Annotated in this window: 17 protein-coding genes; 11 read left to right on the top strand and 6 right to left on the bottom strand. The window is 69.1% G+C overall.

The window, feature by feature from the left end; genetic code table 11:
* Positions 1-62: 62 nt before the first annotated feature.
* The 3 genes from ACIO3R_RS30535 to ACIO3R_RS30525 all read right to left on the bottom strand — a co-directional run bounded on the left by ACIO3R_RS30535 (position 63) and on the right by ACIO3R_RS30525 (position 1,170).
* Positions 63-236: a hypothetical protein gene (locus ACIO3R_RS30535; protein ID WP_402110215.1), complete on the bottom strand. Its 174-nt coding sequence runs from the start codon at positions 234-236 to the stop codon at positions 63-65.
* 81 nt (positions 237-317) lie between these two features.
* On the bottom strand, positions 318-554 hold the full coding sequence (locus ACIO3R_RS30530) for a DUF5988 family protein (protein ID WP_402110214.1): 237 nt from the start codon (positions 552-554) through the stop codon (positions 318-320).
* Between the two features lie 148 nt (positions 555-702).
* Positions 703-1,170: a carboxyl transferase domain-containing protein gene (locus ACIO3R_RS30525; protein WP_402110212.1), complete on the bottom strand. Its 468-nt coding sequence runs from the start codon at positions 1,168-1,170 to the stop codon at positions 703-705.
* On the opposite strand from ACIO3R_RS30525, the gene ACIO3R_RS30520 reads away from it, so the two are divergent.
* A complete protein-coding gene (locus ACIO3R_RS30520; protein ID WP_402110362.1) occupies positions 1,135-1,452 on the top strand; it encodes a hypothetical protein in 318 nt (105 codons plus the stop codon). The two genes, ACIO3R_RS30525 and ACIO3R_RS30520, sit on opposite strands and share 36 nt — an antisense overlap.
* A gap of 678 nt (positions 1,453-2,130) precedes the next feature.
* Here the strand turns inward: ACIO3R_RS30520 and ACIO3R_RS30515 are convergent.
* Entirely contained in the window at positions 2,131-2,304 is a 174-nt protein-coding gene (locus tag ACIO3R_RS30515) for a tyrosine-type recombinase/integrase (protein WP_402110211.1), read from the bottom strand.
* Positions 2,305-2,531: 227 nt separating this feature from the next.
* On the opposite strand from ACIO3R_RS30515, the gene ACIO3R_RS30510 reads away from it, so the two are divergent.
* The 6 genes from ACIO3R_RS30510 (at position 2,532) to ACIO3R_RS30485 (ending at position 8,007) form a co-directional block, all read left to right on the top strand.
* Complete coding sequence (locus ACIO3R_RS30510) at positions 2,532-2,837, top strand: hypothetical protein (RefSeq protein ID WP_402110209.1); 306 nt, start codon at positions 2,532-2,534, stop codon at positions 2,835-2,837.
* Positions 2,838-3,701: 864 nt separating this feature from the next.
* Complete coding sequence (locus ACIO3R_RS30505) at positions 3,702-5,417, top strand: ATP-binding protein (RefSeq protein ID WP_402110207.1); 1,716 nt, start codon at positions 3,702-3,704, stop codon at positions 5,415-5,417.
* Positions 5,414-5,821 carry a roadblock/LC7 domain-containing protein gene (locus ACIO3R_RS30500; protein WP_363026414.1) on the top strand — a complete coding sequence of 136 codons (408 nt, stop codon included), beginning with the start codon at positions 5,414-5,416 and terminating at the stop codon, positions 5,819-5,821. The genes ACIO3R_RS30505 and ACIO3R_RS30500 overlap by 4 nt, the downstream gene beginning before the upstream one ends.
* Positions 5,818-6,186, top strand: a complete 369-nt coding sequence (locus tag ACIO3R_RS30495) for a DUF742 domain-containing protein (RefSeq protein ID WP_385032896.1) — start codon at positions 5,818-5,820, stop codon at positions 6,184-6,186. The genes ACIO3R_RS30500 and ACIO3R_RS30495 overlap by 4 nt, the downstream gene beginning before the upstream one ends.
* Positions 6,167-6,775 carry an ATP/GTP-binding protein gene (locus ACIO3R_RS30490; protein WP_385032899.1) on the top strand — a complete coding sequence of 203 codons (609 nt, stop codon included), beginning with the start codon at positions 6,167-6,169 and terminating at the stop codon, positions 6,773-6,775. Before ACIO3R_RS30495 ends, ACIO3R_RS30490 begins: the two co-directional genes overlap by 20 nt.
* Complete coding sequence (locus tag ACIO3R_RS30485) at positions 6,772-8,007, top strand: cytochrome P450 (RefSeq protein WP_402110205.1); 1,236 nt, start codon at positions 6,772-6,774, stop codon at positions 8,005-8,007. Before ACIO3R_RS30490 ends, ACIO3R_RS30485 begins: the two co-directional genes overlap by 4 nt.
* Positions 8,008-8,047: 40 nt before the next feature.
* Here ACIO3R_RS30485 and ACIO3R_RS30480 read toward each other — a convergent pair whose 3' ends face one another.
* Positions 8,048-9,076 carry a terpene cyclase gene (locus tag ACIO3R_RS30480; protein WP_385032905.1) on the bottom strand — a complete coding sequence of 343 codons (1,029 nt, stop codon included), beginning with the start codon at positions 9,074-9,076 and terminating at the stop codon, positions 8,048-8,050.
* Between the two features lie 472 nt (positions 9,077-9,548).
* Between ACIO3R_RS30480 and ACIO3R_RS30475 the strand changes: the two genes are divergently transcribed.
* The 4 genes from ACIO3R_RS30475 to ACIO3R_RS30460 all read left to right on the top strand — a co-directional run bounded on the left by ACIO3R_RS30475 (position 9,549) and on the right by ACIO3R_RS30460 (position 15,315).
* On the top strand, positions 9,549-10,961 hold the full coding sequence (locus ACIO3R_RS30475; protein ID WP_402110202.1) for a family 2B encapsulin nanocompartment shell protein: 1,413 nt from the start codon (positions 9,549-9,551) through the stop codon (positions 10,959-10,961).
* Between the two features lie 113 nt (positions 10,962-11,074).
* Entirely contained in the window at positions 11,075-12,382 is a 1,308-nt protein-coding gene (locus ACIO3R_RS30470) for a family 2 encapsulin nanocompartment cargo protein terpene cyclase (RefSeq protein ID WP_402110200.1), read from the top strand.
* Between the two features lie 16 nt (positions 12,383-12,398).
* The gene (locus tag ACIO3R_RS30465; RefSeq protein ID WP_385032914.1) at positions 12,399-13,304 is read left to right on the top strand and encodes a geranyl diphosphate 2-C-methyltransferase; all 906 of its coding nucleotides are present in this window, start codon (positions 12,399-12,401) and stop codon (positions 13,302-13,304) included.
* A 259-nt stretch (positions 13,305-13,563) separates the two neighbouring features.
* Positions 13,564-15,315 carry a beta-galactosidase family protein gene (locus ACIO3R_RS30460; RefSeq protein WP_402110198.1) on the top strand — a complete coding sequence of 584 codons (1,752 nt, stop codon included), beginning with the start codon at positions 13,564-13,566 and terminating at the stop codon, positions 15,313-15,315.
* Positions 15,316-15,405: 90 nt separating this feature from the next.
* Here ACIO3R_RS30460 and ACIO3R_RS30455 read toward each other — a convergent pair whose 3' ends face one another.
* Positions 15,406-17,421 carry a glycoside hydrolase gene (locus ACIO3R_RS30455; protein WP_402110196.1) on the bottom strand — a complete coding sequence of 672 codons (2,016 nt, stop codon included), beginning with the start codon at positions 17,419-17,421 and terminating at the stop codon, positions 15,406-15,408.
* Between the last annotated feature and the right edge of the window lie 101 nt (positions 17,422-17,522).

Below are 17,522 nucleotides of genomic sequence, written 5' to 3'. Positions count from 1 at the left end.
AACCCGGTCCCCGGTGGGACTCAGCTTCATCAGCGACAGTACTGGGGACAACTGGCATGCATTCACATGTGGTTGATGTTGACCTCCGCAAGGAGATCCCCTTCCTGCACCGTGGCGCCCGGTGCCACGGGGACACGCAGGGTCCGGCCGTCGTTCTCGGCGAGAACGACGATCTCCCGCTTCATCGACTCGTGGAGGAAGCGCGGTTCTCCTGCGCCGACGGCCTCCGTGAGCACCTGAGCGACGACAGCGGCGATCTCAACGCCTGCCTCCTTTGTCGGCCGCCGCGTGCCCGTGCATGTCGCGTGCGTGCCGCGTCACTCCGCCACGTACGTGCACTGCGTCCATACGTAGACCCGCAGTTCGTGGTCGTCGACGAGGGCCGTATCGGAACTGGCCTCGAAGTGTTCATAGCGATTGCCGTTCCGTTCGGGTCCAGCACCTGCGGCTCCAGCTCCTGTCGGGGCTCTCACCGCGGGATGCTGCCGTGCATTCCGCGCCGACGAGGGCGACGGCCACCGCTGCCCGGGTCCGCGACGGGTCGATGACCTCATCGATCACTACGAGCACGAGTCCGCGGGTCGGCCCCGCCGGCGAGGCGCTCCTGTTCGCCGATGAGGCGTGTGCGAAGTGCTCTGCTCCCGTTTCGGGCGCGGCGACGAGCCCCTCCGCGCAGATTGCGGACGGCCGGCTCGGCGCCCCTCACTGCCGCCTCGGCGTCCGGGCCGGGCGTCCGGGCCGGGCGGCCACCCTGGGCGCCTCCAGGGCGAGTTCGTGGCGATGCGGGCGCCCCCGGGCGTAGGGCTTCTGCGGGACGGCAGGGGCGCACGGCACCACCGCTTCGGCGAGCGCGTACAGCGGCCCGGCCCCGCGCCTCACGATGCCGCCCCGCTCCCGGGCGACGTCCGCCAGACATCCGGGTACGTCGGAGAGGCTGAGCAGTGGCACTCCCACGGAGTCGCACAGCCGCGCGAACCGCGCGGCCTGTCCGCCCCCCTGCCGCCCGGTCCACGGTGCCGGATACGGCCGTCGGCCCGCTGTCCGATGTGTGTCGCTGACAGGCACCCCACGGGCGAGGATCGAGCCGCTGCTGCCGCGGGCCAGGGCCGCCCGGAACCTGAGGACTGTCCCGCCATGACCAGGGGCCACGCTCTCGCTGTTGAGCGTCATGTGAATCCGTACAACACCCCAGCCCCGCACAGCCCCTGGTGGAAGGCCACACCGGCCGCACTCGGCGTCCTCTCCTCAGTGGGCCTGCTCAGCGGGTTCAGTCTGCCTCTTGGTCTTCTTGTCATGATCGCCGCCAAGGTGGCCGTGTGGATGCTGCCGCCATGGCGCTGGTTCGCCCGGCTCGGCGCGACGTTCGGAGCCCTGCTGCTTCTGACGATCGGCGCGGGCCTGGCGGACAGCTCGACGACAGCGGGGCGGGCCAGACGGATGCCAAGCCCGTGAAGGACGGCGCGCGTCCCCGAACCGCCTCCTCGTCCCCGACCGCGTCGATGCTCGCCGAGGCCGCCGATTACACCGGATCACCTCGACCACCACGGTCGGCCTCGATCTCGGCCAGTGGACCGACACCGACCTCGTTCAGAACTGCCCGTCGTCGAAGGACACCACCTACAAGATCCCGGCCGACGAGCCGGACCACGACACCGGAACCGACGACAGCTCCCCTACGGGCGGCGGTTCCACCGGCGACGACTCGTCCTCGGGAGGTTCCGGCAGCAGCGGTGGAGTCGGCACGGTCCACCCCGGCTCGTACTGCTCCCCGGCCGGCGCGGCAGGTGTGTCCAAGGCGGGAGCCGCCATGGTCTGCGGCCCCGGATCCGACGGACGCGACCGCTGGCACAGAGTCATGAAGCTCCCCGTGCTCCTGGACACTCGTCCGCAGAGCCGCGAGGGCGTGTTGATGCCGCGGCCTGGTCCCGGCCGGGGTGAGGTGGCCGAAGATCTTGGCCCAGCGTCGTGACCGGATAGTTCGCCTTCTCCGCGTGGATCAACCGATACAACGCGGTCACCGGTCGCCCTCCTTCACGAAGGAGGCCGTCGCGTTTTTCAGGATCTCCATCGTCTGCTGCTGCTCGCGGTTCCCCATGCGCAGCCGGCGCAGTTCGTCGCGTTCGGCGCTGGTCAGAGGCCGGCATCCAGGATCCGGGCGGCTTTGGTGATACTGCCTGGCATCAGGTGCCGGTAGGTGCGGTACGTCTCCTCGATGGACTTGTGGCCCATCCATTCCGCAACGTCGGTGATGGGGAGGCCGTTTCCGAGAGCGTTCGAAGCGAAGTAGTGGCGGAACCCATACATTCCGACACCTCCTCCGGCGGGAGGCCTTTGAAGAGCCTCTTCACCCGGCGTCGCTCCATGCCTTCCGTGAAGTAGCCGCCCGGACCGCGTAGCAGGCAGCCGTACTTCGTGGTGCCGTGCCTGGTCGCGTAACGCTCGATCGCCTCCCGGACCGACCGGGGCAGGGACACCTCGCGGAACTCCCCCACCTTGCGGTGCTTCAGCTTCGCCGGCTTCAGCGTGTTGGAGTGGATCTGCCCGCGCACCCGGTACACGCCCTGCGCCACGACATTGTTGACGTTCACCGCCCGAGCCTCGCCGTTCCTCAGACCGCATCCCGCCATCATGACGATCTCGTCCTGCGTGCCGTATCCGGACTCCTCGCGCTGCTTGCCGAGCGCGTCCCGGATACGGATCAGGTAAGGCTGAGGGCAGCGGGTCGGCTTGGCACAGCCGCAGTCCTCGAAGAAGGCCCCCATGCCGCGGGCGAGCTGTCGGGCCATGTGACGCACCATCCGTTCCAGCCCAAGAATCATGCTCAGGCGCCACACTGAAGGTCGCGGATCAGCAAGCGGGGACACGTCCGGGACGCATGCTGACCGTCTGCTGAGCTGAGGGGACACATGATGCCCCTGACCTGCGGCGACGCCAAATTGCCAGACCTTCGACTTGAACAAGGTATGCAGCGTTCTGGACTCCTGGACGACGGCTCCCTGCCCGCTTTCTGCAGGTCAAGGGCAGTCTTCACCCTACATTGAGCCGCCTCGGAGCCGACGGTTTGCAGCAACATCGCTCCACTCCAGCGAGGCGGTCACCGCCCCACTGGTGCCGGGCTGGACACGCGCGCTCGCTTCCGTCCCTCTCCCCTCCACGGGCATGTCCGTGGAGGGCATGCCGCCAGTCACGGTGGACACCGCCGTTCTCGAACCCGCCCGCTTCTCCTGAGCGAGCCTCAGGGCCGGACAGCTGTGCGGCAGTTGGCGCCTCCGCGGCCCAAGACAGCCGTCCCTGCCATGAAGTCGTAGTTCCGGCGATCGTTACGGCGCCCTTCGAGCGCACGAATACGGCTCTTTCCGCACGACGATTTCGGGCCGCATCAGTCGCGATACACGTCATCGCCGTTGCGCGAGGGCGCGGCCGGCCGGACCGCCGACAAGGCACCCGGAACCCCGGGAACGCGCCCCGTGGGCAGGCCGGACGGCATCCTAACCCCCGTTCCCATAAGGCAATTTATGACCGCTATGCGCGGTGGCAGAGCGTGGCGGGATCATCACTCCCACATCTCGGCCGGTTTGATCATTCCGGCCCCGCAACCTATATGCTCCGCGAATATGCCGCCCGGCACGGGGGATTCTGCCGGGCATCCCGTACGTCTGAGTGCAGTGTCCTCATACCGATCGTTCGCTCCGAAGGATGCAATGGAAAACTCCACTCCGCTTCCGGCGGCGAGGGCCCCCATCGCCTGGTACAGCTGGTGGCTGATGCCACTGGGGCTGGGAGGCGGGACCGTCACCGCCACGTTCATGAGCTCAGAGCGGATAGCCGTGGCAGTCGCCGGTGCGGCGGCAACGGCCACCAGCGCCTTGTGTGTGCAGCTTCTCCTGCGCGCCCGCGCGCAACTCCGCCAGGTCAAGTCGGCTCACCGAACAGAACAAGACAACCAGGTGCGCGACTCGCAGCAGCAACTGGCCGAACTTCGCACGAGGTTCACCGTCCAGAGCGCCGCTCGTGAGGAGCATCACGCGGGGCAGGCGAGCGCCCTCGCGACGCAGCTGTCCGACCAGAAGGGCGCGTTCGAGTCCCAGCTCGAAGAGCGTGATCGTGTCTGGCAGGAACGACTGGATCAATACCTGTCCGCGGTGACGCTGCTCGCCGACAGTCAACTCCCGGCATCGTTGGGGCAGTTGCGGGACGGCGATTCCATCGACGACATCCTGCCGGTCTCGGAACAGCAGGGCTCCGCCGACGACCGCCTGCAGTCCGTCCTCAACAAGGTGCTCCGCACCGCGCTGACGGGCGTCGAGGAGGAGCTGAACCGCTCCACGTCGGCCGAGCAGGCCGTCATCGGTGTCGGCAACCGCATCCAGGTGCTGACCAGTCAGCTCCGTGGGCGGCTCCACGAAATGCAGGGCGAGCACGACCGGTCCCCCGCTGTCGCCCAGAGCCTGATGGAACTGGACCAGGCCGTCGGCCCTGCCGACTGTCTGGCAGCCAGCCTCGTCGTGCTCGGTGGTTCCGACCGGCCCGGCCGCCAGTGGCAGGAGCCTCAGCACCTGCGCAGCGTCGTGCGCGGTGGCATCGGCCGGGTCAAGGACTTCCGCCGTGTGCAGGTGGATCAGCTGCCCGACCTCGGTGTGGACGGTGGTCTGGTGGATCACCTGACGCTGCTCTTCGCCCACTTGCTCGACAATGCCGCACGCTATTCGCCTCCCAGCGAGCTGGTCACCATCTCGGGCAAGGAGGTGCCCAACGGCGTCGGCATCCAGATCCAGGACCTGGGCAAGGGCCTGAGCGAGGAGAAGAAGCGCGAGGCCGATCACGCGCTGGCAGGCACCTCGCCCGGTGCGGGTCTCGGTGGCATCTCGGAGGACGCCAACGTCGGGCTGCGGGTCGTCGGCCGTCTCGCCCGCCGCTACGGAATCCGGGTCACGTTCGCCGACTCGCCGTGGCTGGGTACCTCCGTCGTGGTCGTCATCCCCCACAAGTACTTCAGCCCGCTGCCCGGCCCTTCGTCCCCCACGGTCGCGGCCCCTGCCGTTCCCGCACCGAGGAACTCCGCGGTCTCCCCCGTCACTCCGGTGGCTTCGTTGGCTCCGTTGGCTTCGGGGGCTTCGGTGGCTTCGGACGTGGTCCGGCCTGCCGACGAGAGCGAGGGACTGACCACACCGGGCGGTCTGCCCCGTCGCCGGCGCCGCAGCGACCCGGCTCTCCAGTCCCCGTCGGCAGTACCCACCGGGAGGACCACTGACTCAATGGTTCCCCCCGACTCCTCGTTCGCCGGCATGGCCGCCTTCGCCACCGCCGCGCGAGCACACCCGGCCGCCACACCCTCGGAACCCGAGCCCGCCAAGGTCTCCGGTTCGACCACCGGTGGTACGTCCGCCGAGCACCACACGGAAGAGAGCAACAAGTGACGACCACCAACGACGTGAGCTGGGCGCTCCGCGACTTCGTCGAGAGCATCAGCGAGATCCATTTCGCGATCGTCGCTTCCAGCGATGGCAAGGCCATCACCTCCTTCGGCAATGACGACCGCGACGAGGTGGACCGGCTCGCCGCGGTGGTGGCCGGGCTCCAGTCGCTGGCGGGGCCGGTCTCCGAGCACTTCGAGAAGGACGCCGGCGGGCTGCGGCTGGCGATGATCGAAGTCGATGGCGGGTACCTGTTCGTCGTCCGTGCCGGCCTGGAGACGTATCTCGGTGTCATCGCGCGGGAAGGTCTCGACCAGGGAGTTCTCGGGCACCAGATGAACGACCTCGCTCGGCGAATGGGTGAACTCCTCGGCACCACGCCGCGTCTGGAGGAGCGCTCTGGATGAGTGCTCCCCGTGGGACCGACCCGTCCGGTCTTGAGCGCTTCTACGTCGTGACCGGCGGGCGCAGCAAGCCGGGTGATGTGGCGTCAACCCTTGATGTGGCGACCCTCGTGCTCTCACGGGCCGCCGCGTCACCGGGCATGCAGTACGAGCACGAGGAAATCATCCGGCGCTGCCGTGAGCCGCATTCTGTGGCCGAGCTCGGAGCCCATCTCCACCTGCCGTTCAACGTTCTCGCGGTCCTGCTGTCCGACCTGTTGCAGGCGGGCCGCGTCGAGGCCCGCGACCCTGTCTCGGCGCATGACGCCGGCCGGGGGCCCGACTTCGCGCTCCTGGAGGAAGTACTCAGTGGACTCCAAAGGATTTGACCAATCAGGGCAGCAGCTTTCGGCTGCGGGCGCCCGCTCGGTGAAGGTGATGATTGCCGGAGGTTTCGGTACGGGCAAGACCACCATGGTCCGCTCGGTCAGTGACATCAGGCCGCTGACCACCGAGGAAACGCTCACCCAGGCCAGCGCCGACGTCGATCACCTCATCGGTGTCGCCGACAAGACGCAGACGACTGTCAGTCTGGACTTCGGCAGGATCAGCCTCAACGACACGTTGATGCTGTACCTGTTCGGAACCCCCGGACAGGAGCGGTTCTGGTTCCTGTGGAACGGCCTGTTCAAGGGGGCGCTCGGGGCCATCGTCCTGGTGGACACCCGGCGGCTGGATTCCAGCTTCCGGGCGATCGAGGAGATGGAGCGGCAGAAGGTGCCGTTCGTCATCGCGCTGAACGTCTTCCCTGACTCCCAGGCCTACCCGGCCGACGAGATCCGGGACGCGCTGGACATCCCCGCGGACACTCCGGTCGTCACCTTCGACGCCCGAAGCCGATCCGACAGCCGTGGGGTCCTCGTCACCCTGGTCCGCCACCTGAAAGAGCACGCGGCGGCCGCGCTGGAGGGTCGATGAACGATCAGAGCTTCCAGGCCGGCGGCTGCCCCGTCGTCCATGGCGGGGACACCACCCGCCTCTACGGCCCCGACGCGGCGACCGATCCCCACAGCATCTACGCGCAGCTGCGGCAGGACCACGGCTCGGTCGCGCCCGTACTGCTGGAGGGCGACGTTCCCGCCTGGCTGGTCCTCGGCTACCGGGAGAACCGGCGGGTGCTGGACAACCCCTCCCACTTCAGCCGTGACTCGCGGATCTGGCGGGACTTCAACGAGGGCCGAGTCGATACCGCGTCGCCTCTGATGCAGATGGTCGGCTGGCGCCCGGACTGCGTCTCGCAGGACGGCGAACCGCACCGGCGGCTGCGCGGTGCGGTGACGGACAACCTGTATGCCGTGGCCGGCCGGGGCATCCGCCGGCACGCCACGCACTTCGCGAACCAGCAGATCGACGCGTTCGCGGAGGCGGGCCGGGCCGATCTGGTGGAGGACTTCGCCGAGTACCTTCCGATGCTGGCACTGACCCGTGTATTCGGGCTGGCGGCGAGAGACGGAAGGGCGCTGGCGGAGTCCAGTAAACAGGTCATCAAGGGTGGTGCGGACGCCCTCACCCACAACGGCCACATCATGACAATACTGGGTGAACTGGCGACCCGTAAGCGTACGAGCCCCGGGTCCGACTTCACCTCCGGTCTCATCGAGCACCACTCCGGCCTCGACGAGGACGAGGTCGTCAACCACCTCCGCCTCGTGCTGATCACCGCCCACACCACGACCAGCAATGTGCTGGCCAGGACCCTCCAGCTGATCCTCACGGACACCGACTGGCTGTCCGGGCTGATCAGCGGGCGGCTCAATCTGTCCACCGTGGTGGAGGAAGTGATGTGGAACTCTCCGCCGCTCGCCGTGCTCCCCGGGCGGTTCGCCACCGCCGACGTGGAGCTCGGGGGCTGCCCGGTCAAGGAAGGTGATCTGCTCGTCCTGGGCCTCGCGGCCGGGAACCACGATCCGGATATCCGCCCGGACACCGGCGTCTCGGTCCGGGACAACGCCGCGCACCTGGCGTTCAGTGCCGGCCCGCACGAATGCCCCGCCCAGAACATAGGCGCGGCCATCATCGAGACAGCGGTGGACGTCCTGCTCCACCGGCTTCCCGGGCTGCGGCTGGCCGTGCCGCCGCAGGAGCTGACCTCCACGGCCTCGACCTGGGAGTCACGGCTGGACCGCCTGCCGGTCGAGTTCCCCGTCTGACACGGATGCCCGGCCGGGACTCCCCCGGCCGGGCACTCGTTCAGATGGTCAGCAGATCATCCACCGAGCCACGTCCGGCCAGCTCGGCCGTGGCCACCGCGCCTTCCTTGTCGGCGTACCTGCCGGAAGTCAGCGCCCACTCGTAGTTGCCGTTGATCCAGTGCTGGATGGCCTCCACTCCCATCTGCACCCGCGCGCGCCCGCCCGCGTCGAGCCCGAGCTCGTCACACATCCGAGGGATCCGGGCCTCGCACGCGAGGTACTCCTCCAGGCATCGGGTCGTCATGCGGTACGCCTCGGTGACGGCCTCCTGCCACGAGCAGTTCCGCTCCCGGTGCAGGACGGCGATGAGGTTGTGCCCGTCCCCCCGGCGCCGCTCGCGCTCGAAGGAGTGGACGTCGTTCATGAACCCGATGGTGTCCGCGGCCAGGTCACGCATCCGCTCCATCAGCGGATGCGCCATCGCGGCCGGCGGCACCTCGAATCCGCGACTGCGTTCACCCGCGTCGATGCTGTGATGGATACCGACGGTCCGGCGCCGGAAGGCGGCGTACTCCTGGAGCCCCAACGTTCCGGAACGCCCCTGGCCCGCCAGGTCCACCTCCTCGCAGTGCGCCACCAGGAAGCGCCCCCAGGACGCGGCGAACCGCGTCTGCCAGGTCAGCGTCATCCCCTGCGAGAGGCCCTCCCAGACCTCCGCCCAGGCCGCGGTGATGGGGCACACCACCCGCGGCGCCGTACCCGCGGGCCGCAGCGGAGTGACGATCAGTTCCCGCGCCACCTCCGCTATTCGGTCCATCCGGTCCGGCCGTACGACGTCGAACTGATCGTCGAAGAGGAAGGCCAGCGAGAACCAGTTCATCAAGGTGCTCAAGTCCGCCGCAGAGGCGTGCGGGTAGGTACGCGCCGCAGCCTGCGCGAGGTCCCAGGACTCGTACTCGTCGAAACCCTCCTGGCTCCGTACCAGCCCGCTGTCCACCACCCACCGCAGATGCCGCTCCCGGGCCCATGCCAGATAGGGGTTGACCGGCGTCTCGAAGGGAAGGTCGAACCGCACGTCCTGAGGCATGTTGTGTCCTTTCAGAGGATATGGCCTCGCGGCAGAGACGGCAGGGCCACCGCCGTCTCGAGTACAGCCAACCCGGCCGTCCCATAAGAACGCCGGGCTGCGCCTGGCGAGGTTGCCACCACCGTAAATGATCTACGGCTCGATCACTCCGCATTGCTCTCTTCACTTACGCCCCAGGCGACACCCGTCCGCCGGCCGCACTCGGCGAACGCACCCTCACCCACTGAGAGCCAGGCCCCGTGGCCGGAGTACCGAATCATGGCCGAATCCCATCGGGACCACGTCAAACATCACACGGACACGATCATCGCATCGAGTTAATATCGGCGAATTTCCTTGGCCCGGACGGCAAAGCGGCCATTACTGTTCCCCTGAATCTGAACGGATTCCCGTTCGTATCCCCTGCTTTCGCCCTGTTGTTCGGTGTGTTCGCATATTCCCGTCACCTCCCTGCCCAAGGAGCCCTTGCCCGATGACTGTTGACTCGACCTCGGAAACGCAGGTGGAACTGCCCCGGCAATCCAGCCTGGGGACGGCTGCGGCCCGCAACCTCGCCACCACCACCAAGTCCGCACCGCAGATGCAGGAGATCACCTCTCGCTGGCTGCTGCGGATGCTCCCTTGGGTGGAGACCAAGGGCGGGGCCTATCGCGTCAACCGCCGCCTGGCCTACACCGTCGGCGACGGGAGGGTGGACTTCGTCCAGGACGGCGCCGACGTCCGGGTGATCCCCCAGGAGCTGGGTGAACTGGCCTTCCTGCGTGGCTTCGAGGACGCCGAGGTGCTGACCGCCATCGCCGACCGGTGCGTTCAACGCGACTTCCGGATCGGCGAGACGCTGGTCGAGCGAGGAGCGCCCGCGGATCAGCTCCACCTGATCGCCCACGGCCGCATCGGCCAGACCTCCGTGGGCACTTACGGCGACGAGGTCGCTCTGGACGTGCTCGCGGACGGCGACCGGTTCGGAGAGCACGCCCTGCTGGACGAGGACGCCCGGTGGGAGCACACCGCCGTCGCCGAGACCTCGGGCACGCTGCTCACCCTGTCGCGTGCCGACTTCGCGGCCGTGCTCTCCGCGGCGCCGAGTCTCCGGGAACACCTCGACGCGTTCGCATCGCGGTCCCACCAGCGGCAGAACCATCGCGGCGAGGCCGAGATCGCGATGTCGGCCGGCCACGTCGGTGAGCACGCCCTGCCCGGTGCCTTCGCCGACTACGAACTGAAGCCGCGCGAGTACGAACTCTCCGTCGCCCAGACCATCCTGCGGATCCACACGCGGGTCGCCGACCTCTACAACGGCCCGATGAACCAGACGGAGGAACAGCTCAGGCTCACCATCGAGGCGCTGCGCGAGCGCCAGGAGCACGAGCTGGTCAACAACCGGGAGTTCGGCCTGCTCCACAACGCCGACTTCAAGCAGCGCATCCAGACCCACTCCGGCCCGCCGACCCCGGACGACCTGGACGAGCTGCTCTGCCGGCGGCGCGGGTCCAAGTTCTTCCTCGCGCACCCCCGGACGATCGCGGCGATCGGGCGAGAGTTCAACTCGCGCGGACTCTACCCGGACCACGTGGACCTCGGCGGCCAGCAGGTCCCGGCCTGGCGCGGGGTCCCGATCCTCCCCTGCAACAAGATCCCCATCACGCAGGAGCGGACCAGCTCGATCCTTGTCATGCGTACCGGCGAGGAGAACCAGGGCGTCATCGGTCTGCACCAGACCGGGCTGCCCGACGAGTACGAGCCCGGCCTCTCGGTGCGCTTCATGAGCCTCGACGAGAAGGCGATCACGTCCTACCTCGTCACTGCCTACTACTCCGCCGCCATCCTCGTGCCGGACGCGGTCGGCGTGCTGGAGAACGTGCAGATCGCCCGGCGGCCCAAGTAGCCGGCCCGGCCCGTACGGCGTGGCGCGACACCCCGGTCTCAGCGGGGTGGTCGCGCGCGCCCGGAGCCCCACGGGTCTGTCGTCAAACCGCCCACCCCAGCAAGGAGCCATGGATGCCCGCGCCCGAGCTGCCACCTCCGCAGTCGAGCCTGCCGGAGGCCGCTTCCCACTTCGGGGTGCACGTACTCGCCGAAGCAGCGGCCCGCGCCCACGACATCACGGCCGCCACCGGCGGCCCACCCCCCTGCACGACGTCACCGCCCGTCCTCGCCGCACCGCCGGCCGCGACGCCGGCACCGGGTGCCGGGCCGGAGCGGATCCTGCGAGGGCCGACCGGCCTCGGCACCACGAGCCTGCGCATGATCCTCCGGGACAAGGTCCCCGCGCCGTCGGCAGCCACGGAGGAGAGCAAGGCGGAGAGCAGGGCGGGAGGCAGCGCGGAAGGCAAGGTGATCCCGGGCCTGTACCACCACCCGATCCCCGAGCCCGACCCGGTGCGGGTCGAGGAGGTCAGCCGACGGATCAAGTCCTGGGCCCTGGACGAGGTCTCCCTGTATCCCGAGGACTGGGAGGAGCAGTTCGACGGCTTCTCCGTGGGCCGCTACATGGTCGGTTGCCATCCGGACGCACCCAGCATCGATCACCTCATGATCGCCACCCGCCTGATGGTGGCCGAGAACGCGGTGGACGACTGCTACTGCGAGGACCACGGCGGATCGCCCATCGGCCTCGGCGAGCGGCTGCTGCTGGCGCACACCGCCCTGGACGCCCTGCACACCGCCGCGGAGTACCAGCCGCTTTGGGCGAAGTCCCTGCACGCGGACGCGCCCCGGCGCGCCTACCGCTCCGCCATGGAGTACTTCGTCCAGGCGGCCGGCCCCTCCCAGGCGGACCGGCTCCGGCACGACATGGCCCGGCTGCACCTGGGATACCTCGCCGAGGCGGCCTGGGCCCAGATGGACCACGTACCGGAGGTGTGGGAGTACCTGGCGATGCGCCAGTTCAACAACTTCCGCCCCTGCCCCACCATCACCGACACCGTCGGCGGCTACGAGCTCCCGGCGGACCTGCACGCCCGGCCGGACACGCAGAAGGTCATCGCCCTGGCGGGAAACGCCACGACCATCGTGAACGACCTGTACTCGTACACCAAGGAACTGGACGCGCCGGGCCTGCACCTGAACCTCCCCGTCGTGCTCCGCGAACGCGAGGGGCTCTCCGAGCGGGACGCCTATCTGAAGTCGGTCGAGATCCACAACGAGCTCATGCACGACTTCGAGACCGCGGCCGCGTCCCTCGCCGCCGACCTGCCCCTTCCAGGGGTACTGCGCTTCCTTCGCGGCGTGGCCGCCTGGGTCGACGGCAATCACCACTGGCACCAGTCGAACACCTACCGCTACAGCCTTCCCGACTTCTGGTAAGAGAATGGACTCATCCGTGACCAACGCCGAACTCACCGCCACCGCCGGCTCCGCTCCCGCAGCCGGCTCCACCTCGCTGCGCATCCCCAGCCCGGCGACGCCCTATCAGGGAGACATCGCCCGCTACTGGGACGGTGAGGCCAGGCCCGTGAATCTGCGCCTCGGTGATGTCGACGGTCTGTACCACCACCACTACGGCATCGGTGAGATCGACTCCGCCGCACTCGGCGACACCGGGGACGGCGCGGGCGAGAAGAAGCTGGTCTCCGAGCTCCACCGGCTGGAGTCGGCGCAGGCCGAGTACCTCCTCGGTCACCTCGGCGACATCAAGGGGACGGACACCCTGCTGGACGCCGGCTGCGGCCGCGGCGGCTCGATGGTGATGGCCCACCAGCGCTTCGGGTGCAAGGTCGAAGGCGTCACGCTGTCGGCCAAGCAGGCCGACTTCGCCAACGGCCGGTCCCGCGAACTCGGCCTGCAGGACCACGTCAGAGCACGCGTCTGCAACATGCTCGCCACGCCGTTCGAGAGCGGGTCGGTGGCGGCCTCGTGGAACAACGAGTCGAGCATGTACGTCGACCTCCACGACCTGTTCGCGGAACATTCCCGTGTCCTGGAGGTCGGCGGCCGCTACGTGACCATCACCGGCTGCTGGAACCCGCGGTACGGCCAGCCGTCGAAATGGGTCTCGCAGATCAACGCACACTTCGAGTGCAACATCCACTCGCGCCGGGAGTACCTCCGCGCCATGGCCGACAACCGGCTCGTGCCGCAGGCCATCGTCGACCTCACTCCCGACACCCTCCCCTACTGGGAACTGCGGGCCACGTCTTCGCTGGTGACGGGGATCGAGGACGCGTTCATCAACTCCTACCGGGACGGCTCGTTCCAGTACCTCCTGATCGCAGCCGACCGCGTCTGACCCTCTGATGGCCGGGGCGGGCCCGCCGACAGTGCGGGCCCGCCCCGGCCATCGCGCGCCCAAAGCAGGCATGCGGCCGCCCTTCGTCTCCGGGGCCCGGTTCGCCCTGGTCCGACAGCGCTTTCCCCGTTGCTCCGTCGCTGGATGACCCACGGCTTGCCATTCTTGAGTGTTTACGTAAACATACCTATGAGGTGCGTCTACCCGCCGGCACGCCACCCTCCACCGCGTCCTCCCTTCAGCACAGGAGCAGCAGCACATGCCCGTTCTTCAGATTGACGACAGCGGATTCCGTCTGGACGGCGAACCCTTCCGGCTCCTGTCCGGCGGGCTGCACTACTTCCGCGTCCATCCCGAACAGTGGGCCGACCGGCTGCGCAAAGCCCGCCTGATGGGCCTCAACACCGTGGAGACGTACGTCCCGTGGAACCTCCATCAGCCTCAGCGGGACGTCTTCCGTATGGACGGCGAGGTCGATCTGCCCGCCTTCCTCGACCTCGCCGCCGCCGAGGGACTTCAGGTCCTGCTCCGCCCCGGTCCGTACATCTGCGCCGAGTGGGAAGGCGGCGGACTGCCCTCCTGGCTCCTGGCCGAACCCGGCATCCGGCTGCGTACCCGCGACCCTCTCTTCCTCTCGGCGGTCGACGCCTACTTCACCCGGCTGCTCACCCCGCTCCAGCCGTATCTCGCCACCCGCGGCGGCCCGGTTCTCGCCGTGCAGGTGGAGAACGAGTACGGAGCCTTCGGCGAGGACACCGCCTATCTGGAGCACCTGGCCCGCACACTGCGCCGGTGCGGCGTGGACGTCCCGCTGTTCACCTGCGACCAGCCGGCCGACCTGGAACGAGGCGCGATACCGGGCGTCCTCGCGACGGCCAACTTCGGCAGCCGCTCCGCCCAGAACCTCACCGCCCTGCGCGCCGACCGCCCGAACGGGCCCCTGATGTCGACCGAGTTCTGGATCGGCTGGTTCGACCGCTGGGGCGGCCACCATGTGCTCCGGGACCCGGTCCAGGCGGCCCAGGAGCTCGACGAACTGCTCGCGACCGGGGCCTCGGTCAACTTCTACATGTTCCACGGGGGCACGAACTTCGGCTTCACCAACGGGGCCAACGACAAGCACACCTACCGGCCCACCGTCACCTCCTACGACTACGACGCTCCCCTGGACGAGGCGGGCGACCCCACGGAGAAGTTCACCGCCTTCCGTGAGGTCATCGCCAAGTACGCGCCGGTTCCCGCCGAGCCCGTGCCTCCGCGCTCGGCCAAGCTCGCCCTCCACTCGATCCCGTTGACCGCGAGTGCCGGCATGTTCGACTCCGCCGCGGTGCTCGGGGACGCCGTCGAGTCCGAACGACCACTGACCATGGAGCAGCTCGGGCAGGACTTCGGTTTCGTCCTGTACGAGACCGTCCTGCCTTCCCCCGGTCCCGTACTCCTTGAGTTGGAGCAGGTCCGTGACCGTGCCCAGGTCTTCCTGGACGGACAGCCCGTCGGGGTCCTGGAGCGGGAGAACCATGAGCACGCCCTCGCCTTCACCGTGCCGCGTGCCGGCAGCGTCCTGAGCCTGCTCGTGGAGAACCAGGGCCGGGTCAACTACGGGCCCGGCATCCATGACCGCAAGGGGCTTCCCGGCGCGGTCCTGGTGGACGGCGCGGAACACACCGGCTGGACCAGCCGGCCGCTGCCGCTGACGTCCCTGGACGCGCTGCGGTTCACCGCCGCCACGACGGCGCCGACCGGTCCGGCCTTCCATCGTGGAAGCTTCGAACTCGAAGGGACCGCCGATACCTTCCTCCACCTCGACGGCTGGAGGAAGGGGAACGCGTGGATCAACGGTTTCGCGCTCGGCCGCTACTGGTCGCGGGGACCCCAGCGGTCGCTGTACGTCCCCGCGCCCGTGCTGCGCACGGGTAGCAACGAGATCACCGTGCTCGAACTGCACGCCTCCCGACGCTCCCGCACCGTCGACCTCAGGCAGGCGCCCGACCTCGGCCCGACCGAGGAGTAGGACCGGAGGCGCGGCACAGGGCGGGGCCCGGCTCCCGACCCGGCCGGGCACCGCCCTCGGGGACGGTGCCCGGCCGTTCGGCCGTCGGGTCTACCGGCCGGTGCCGCGGAAGGTCCAGGACTGGTTGGCACCCGTTGTGGGCCGGTAGACCCCGACGGGAGATCCGTCGTCCGTGGCGACGCCGGTGACGTCCAGGAGCTTCCCGGTGGCGCTGTTGATCAGCGTGGCGTGGCCGTCACCGGTGGTCGATCGGATCCACTGCTGCTGGGGCGAGCCTCCGGGTGTCGCGAAGGTGAGCGTGTCGCCCGACACCGAAAGGGCCTTGCCCGTCTTCGCGTTCGTGATCCGGTAGCCGGCGGTGTTGCTCCAGTCGGACGCGGACGACTTGGTGAACCTCCACTGCTGGGCGGTGTCCGCGGCGTCGGAAGTGCGCTGCACCGGGAGGCTCTTGTCGCCGTCCGTGGCGACAGCGAGCGCCATCCCGCCGTTGTCGCTGACCACTTGGCGGGCCGCTCCGGTGGGCGCGGTCGTGGCATCGGTGTTCACGCCCCCGACCCCCGGCAGCACGAACGTCGTGACGGATCCGGCGCCGACCGTGGCCTTCAGGACCTTCCCGTCCGTGGTGACGTCGCTCTCGCGCTGAAGGTTCTTGGTGGTGTCCGTGGTGTACCGCTCGACAGGCGCGCTGCCGACGCTCTCGAAGCCCGTGAGGTCGAGGGTGACCTCACGCTCCTCGCCGGTGGGATTCGTATGGACGACGACGGTGCCCTGCCCGCCGGGGCGCAGCGCGGCCAGGGTCTGGGGGTCGTCGGTGTTGATGATGCGGGATCCCGGGCGGACGAAGCGGCTGTAGTTGGCCATCGCCCAGTACTTCTTGTTCTTGCGCAGCGGCTCGGTCGCCGCGTCCTCAGGGGTGAAGTCGGCCTGTATCAGGCCCCAGTTGGAGTTCTCGTGGTCCGGGTTCATGTTCTCGTAGTCCTCGACGGCCTGCCACAGCACCCACGCCCGGGGTTCCAGCTCCCGGATGTCGTCGTTGACGCGGGCGGCCAGGTCGAAGGCGGGGCTCATGTCGGTGAAGCTCTGCGGGACGCTCCCGCCGACATCGACCTCGGACATCCACAGCGCGGTGGCCTCGCCCTTGGCGATGTCGCGTACTCCGGTGCGGCCGTTCGTTGCGTACGTGTGGGTGTTGAGCCGGCCGACGGAGTCGCGGACGGTGGGGCCGTACGCCTCCCAGTCGGTGCGGAAGACGTCGGGGTTCGTCTCGTCCATGGCCGCGATCGGGGTGGACATGGCCTTCTCGTCGAGGGCGGAGCGAAGGGCCGAGATCATGTGCGCCTGGGAGGCGGGGTCCCAGTGGGATCCCTCCTGGCGGCCGCCGGCGTGCCAGTAGTCGGTGTTGGGCTCGTTGACCGGCGAGAGGGAATCGAAGGCCACGCCGGTGGAGTCCTGGACGCGCTGGAGAGCGCCGGAGAGGTAGGCCGAGAACCGCTCGTACTGATCGGGCCGAAGGTTGTCCTGGGTCCCGTTCTCGGCGCCGGACACGCGTCCGCTGCTGGTCATGAAGTAGGGAGCCGAGTTGGAGAACGCCTCGAAGGTGTCGGCGCCGCGCGCCTTGGCGGCACCGAGCCACCAGCGCTGGTTGGCGTCGGCGTCCGGGTTCCAGTGGTCGGGCTCGGCCGGGTCCCACCAGTCGGGGGTCTCCGCGCCCGGCCGGTTCCAGTATCCGGGAACCGCTGCCCCGGGACGCATGTAGGGGGCGGTCTCCGGGCTGTCGCCTCCGCCGATGTTGTAGCGAGCGACGGTGAACCCCAGCCCGTCCGCCCCGTAGAGGTCGTCGGCGAGCCGGTCGCGCCGGTCGTCGGGCCAGCCGCCGGTGACGTTGGCGAACCAGCCGAGGGCGGTGCCCCATCCCTGGAACGGCGGCTGCTGGTAACTGGGGTCCAGGCGGACGGTGACGGTCCCGGCGGCGCTGGCAGCGACGGCGGGCGCGGTGAGTCCGGCGGCGACGAGCGCGGCCGCGAGGCCGGCGGCGGCGAGAGACCCGACGGGGCGGGGAAGAGGGGCGCGGAGGCGCGCGGAGGATCGCTTGCGGGTGGGATTCACGTACTGCTCCCTGATGTGTGGGGGGGGACGGGCCGGGTGGCGGCGCACCTTCCGCGAGGTCGCGCGGCCGTGTTCCCGGCGCCGTGCGGGTGCGCGCCGGG

It is taken from the genome of Streptomyces sp. NPDC087428 (genome assembly GCF_044744085.1).
GTDB lineage: Bacteria > Actinomycetota > Actinomycetes > Streptomycetales > Streptomycetaceae > Streptomyces.
The sequence above is the reverse complement of the archived record's forward strand: the minus strand, read 5'-3'. Positions and strand labels throughout refer to the sequence as shown.

Excerpts from the sequence above, each read along its gene's own strand:
- ACIO3R_RS30480 (WP_385032905.1), bottom strand. The coding sequence starts at position 9,076 with ATGCCTCAGGACGTGCGGTTCGACCTTCCCTTCGAGACGCCGGTCAAC.
- ACIO3R_RS30525 (WP_402110212.1), bottom strand. The coding sequence starts at position 1,170 with ATGACGCTCAACAGCGAGAGCGTGGCCCCTGGTCATGGCGGGACAGTC.
- ACIO3R_RS30485 (WP_402110205.1), top strand. The coding sequence starts at position 6,772 with ATGAACGATCAGAGCTTCCAGGCCGGCGGCTGCCCCGTCGTCCATGGC.
- ACIO3R_RS30530 (WP_402110214.1), bottom strand. The coding sequence starts at position 554 with ATGAGGTCATCGACCCGTCGCGGACCCGGGCAGCGGTGGCCGTCGCCC.
- ACIO3R_RS30505 (WP_402110207.1), top strand. The coding sequence starts at position 3,702 with ATGGAAAACTCCACTCCGCTTCCGGCGGCGAGGGCCCCCATCGCCTGG.
- ACIO3R_RS30520 (WP_402110362.1), top strand. The coding sequence starts at position 1,135 with ATGACCAGGGGCCACGCTCTCGCTGTTGAGCGTCATGTGAATCCGTAC.
- ACIO3R_RS30475 (WP_402110202.1), top strand. The coding sequence starts at position 9,549 with ATGACTGTTGACTCGACCTCGGAAACGCAGGTGGAACTGCCCCGGCAA.
- ACIO3R_RS30470 (WP_402110200.1), top strand. The coding sequence starts at position 11,075 with ATGCCCGCGCCCGAGCTGCCACCTCCGCAGTCGAGCCTGCCGGAGGCC.
- ACIO3R_RS30460 (WP_402110198.1), top strand. The coding sequence starts at position 13,564 with ATGCCCGTTCTTCAGATTGACGACAGCGGATTCCGTCTGGACGGCGAA.
- ACIO3R_RS30515 (WP_402110211.1), bottom strand. The coding sequence starts at position 2,304 with ATGTATGGGTTCCGCCACTACTTCGCTTCGAACGCTCTCGGAAACGGC.
- ACIO3R_RS30495 (WP_385032896.1), top strand. The coding sequence starts at position 5,818 with ATGAGTGCTCCCCGTGGGACCGACCCGTCCGGTCTTGAGCGCTTCTAC.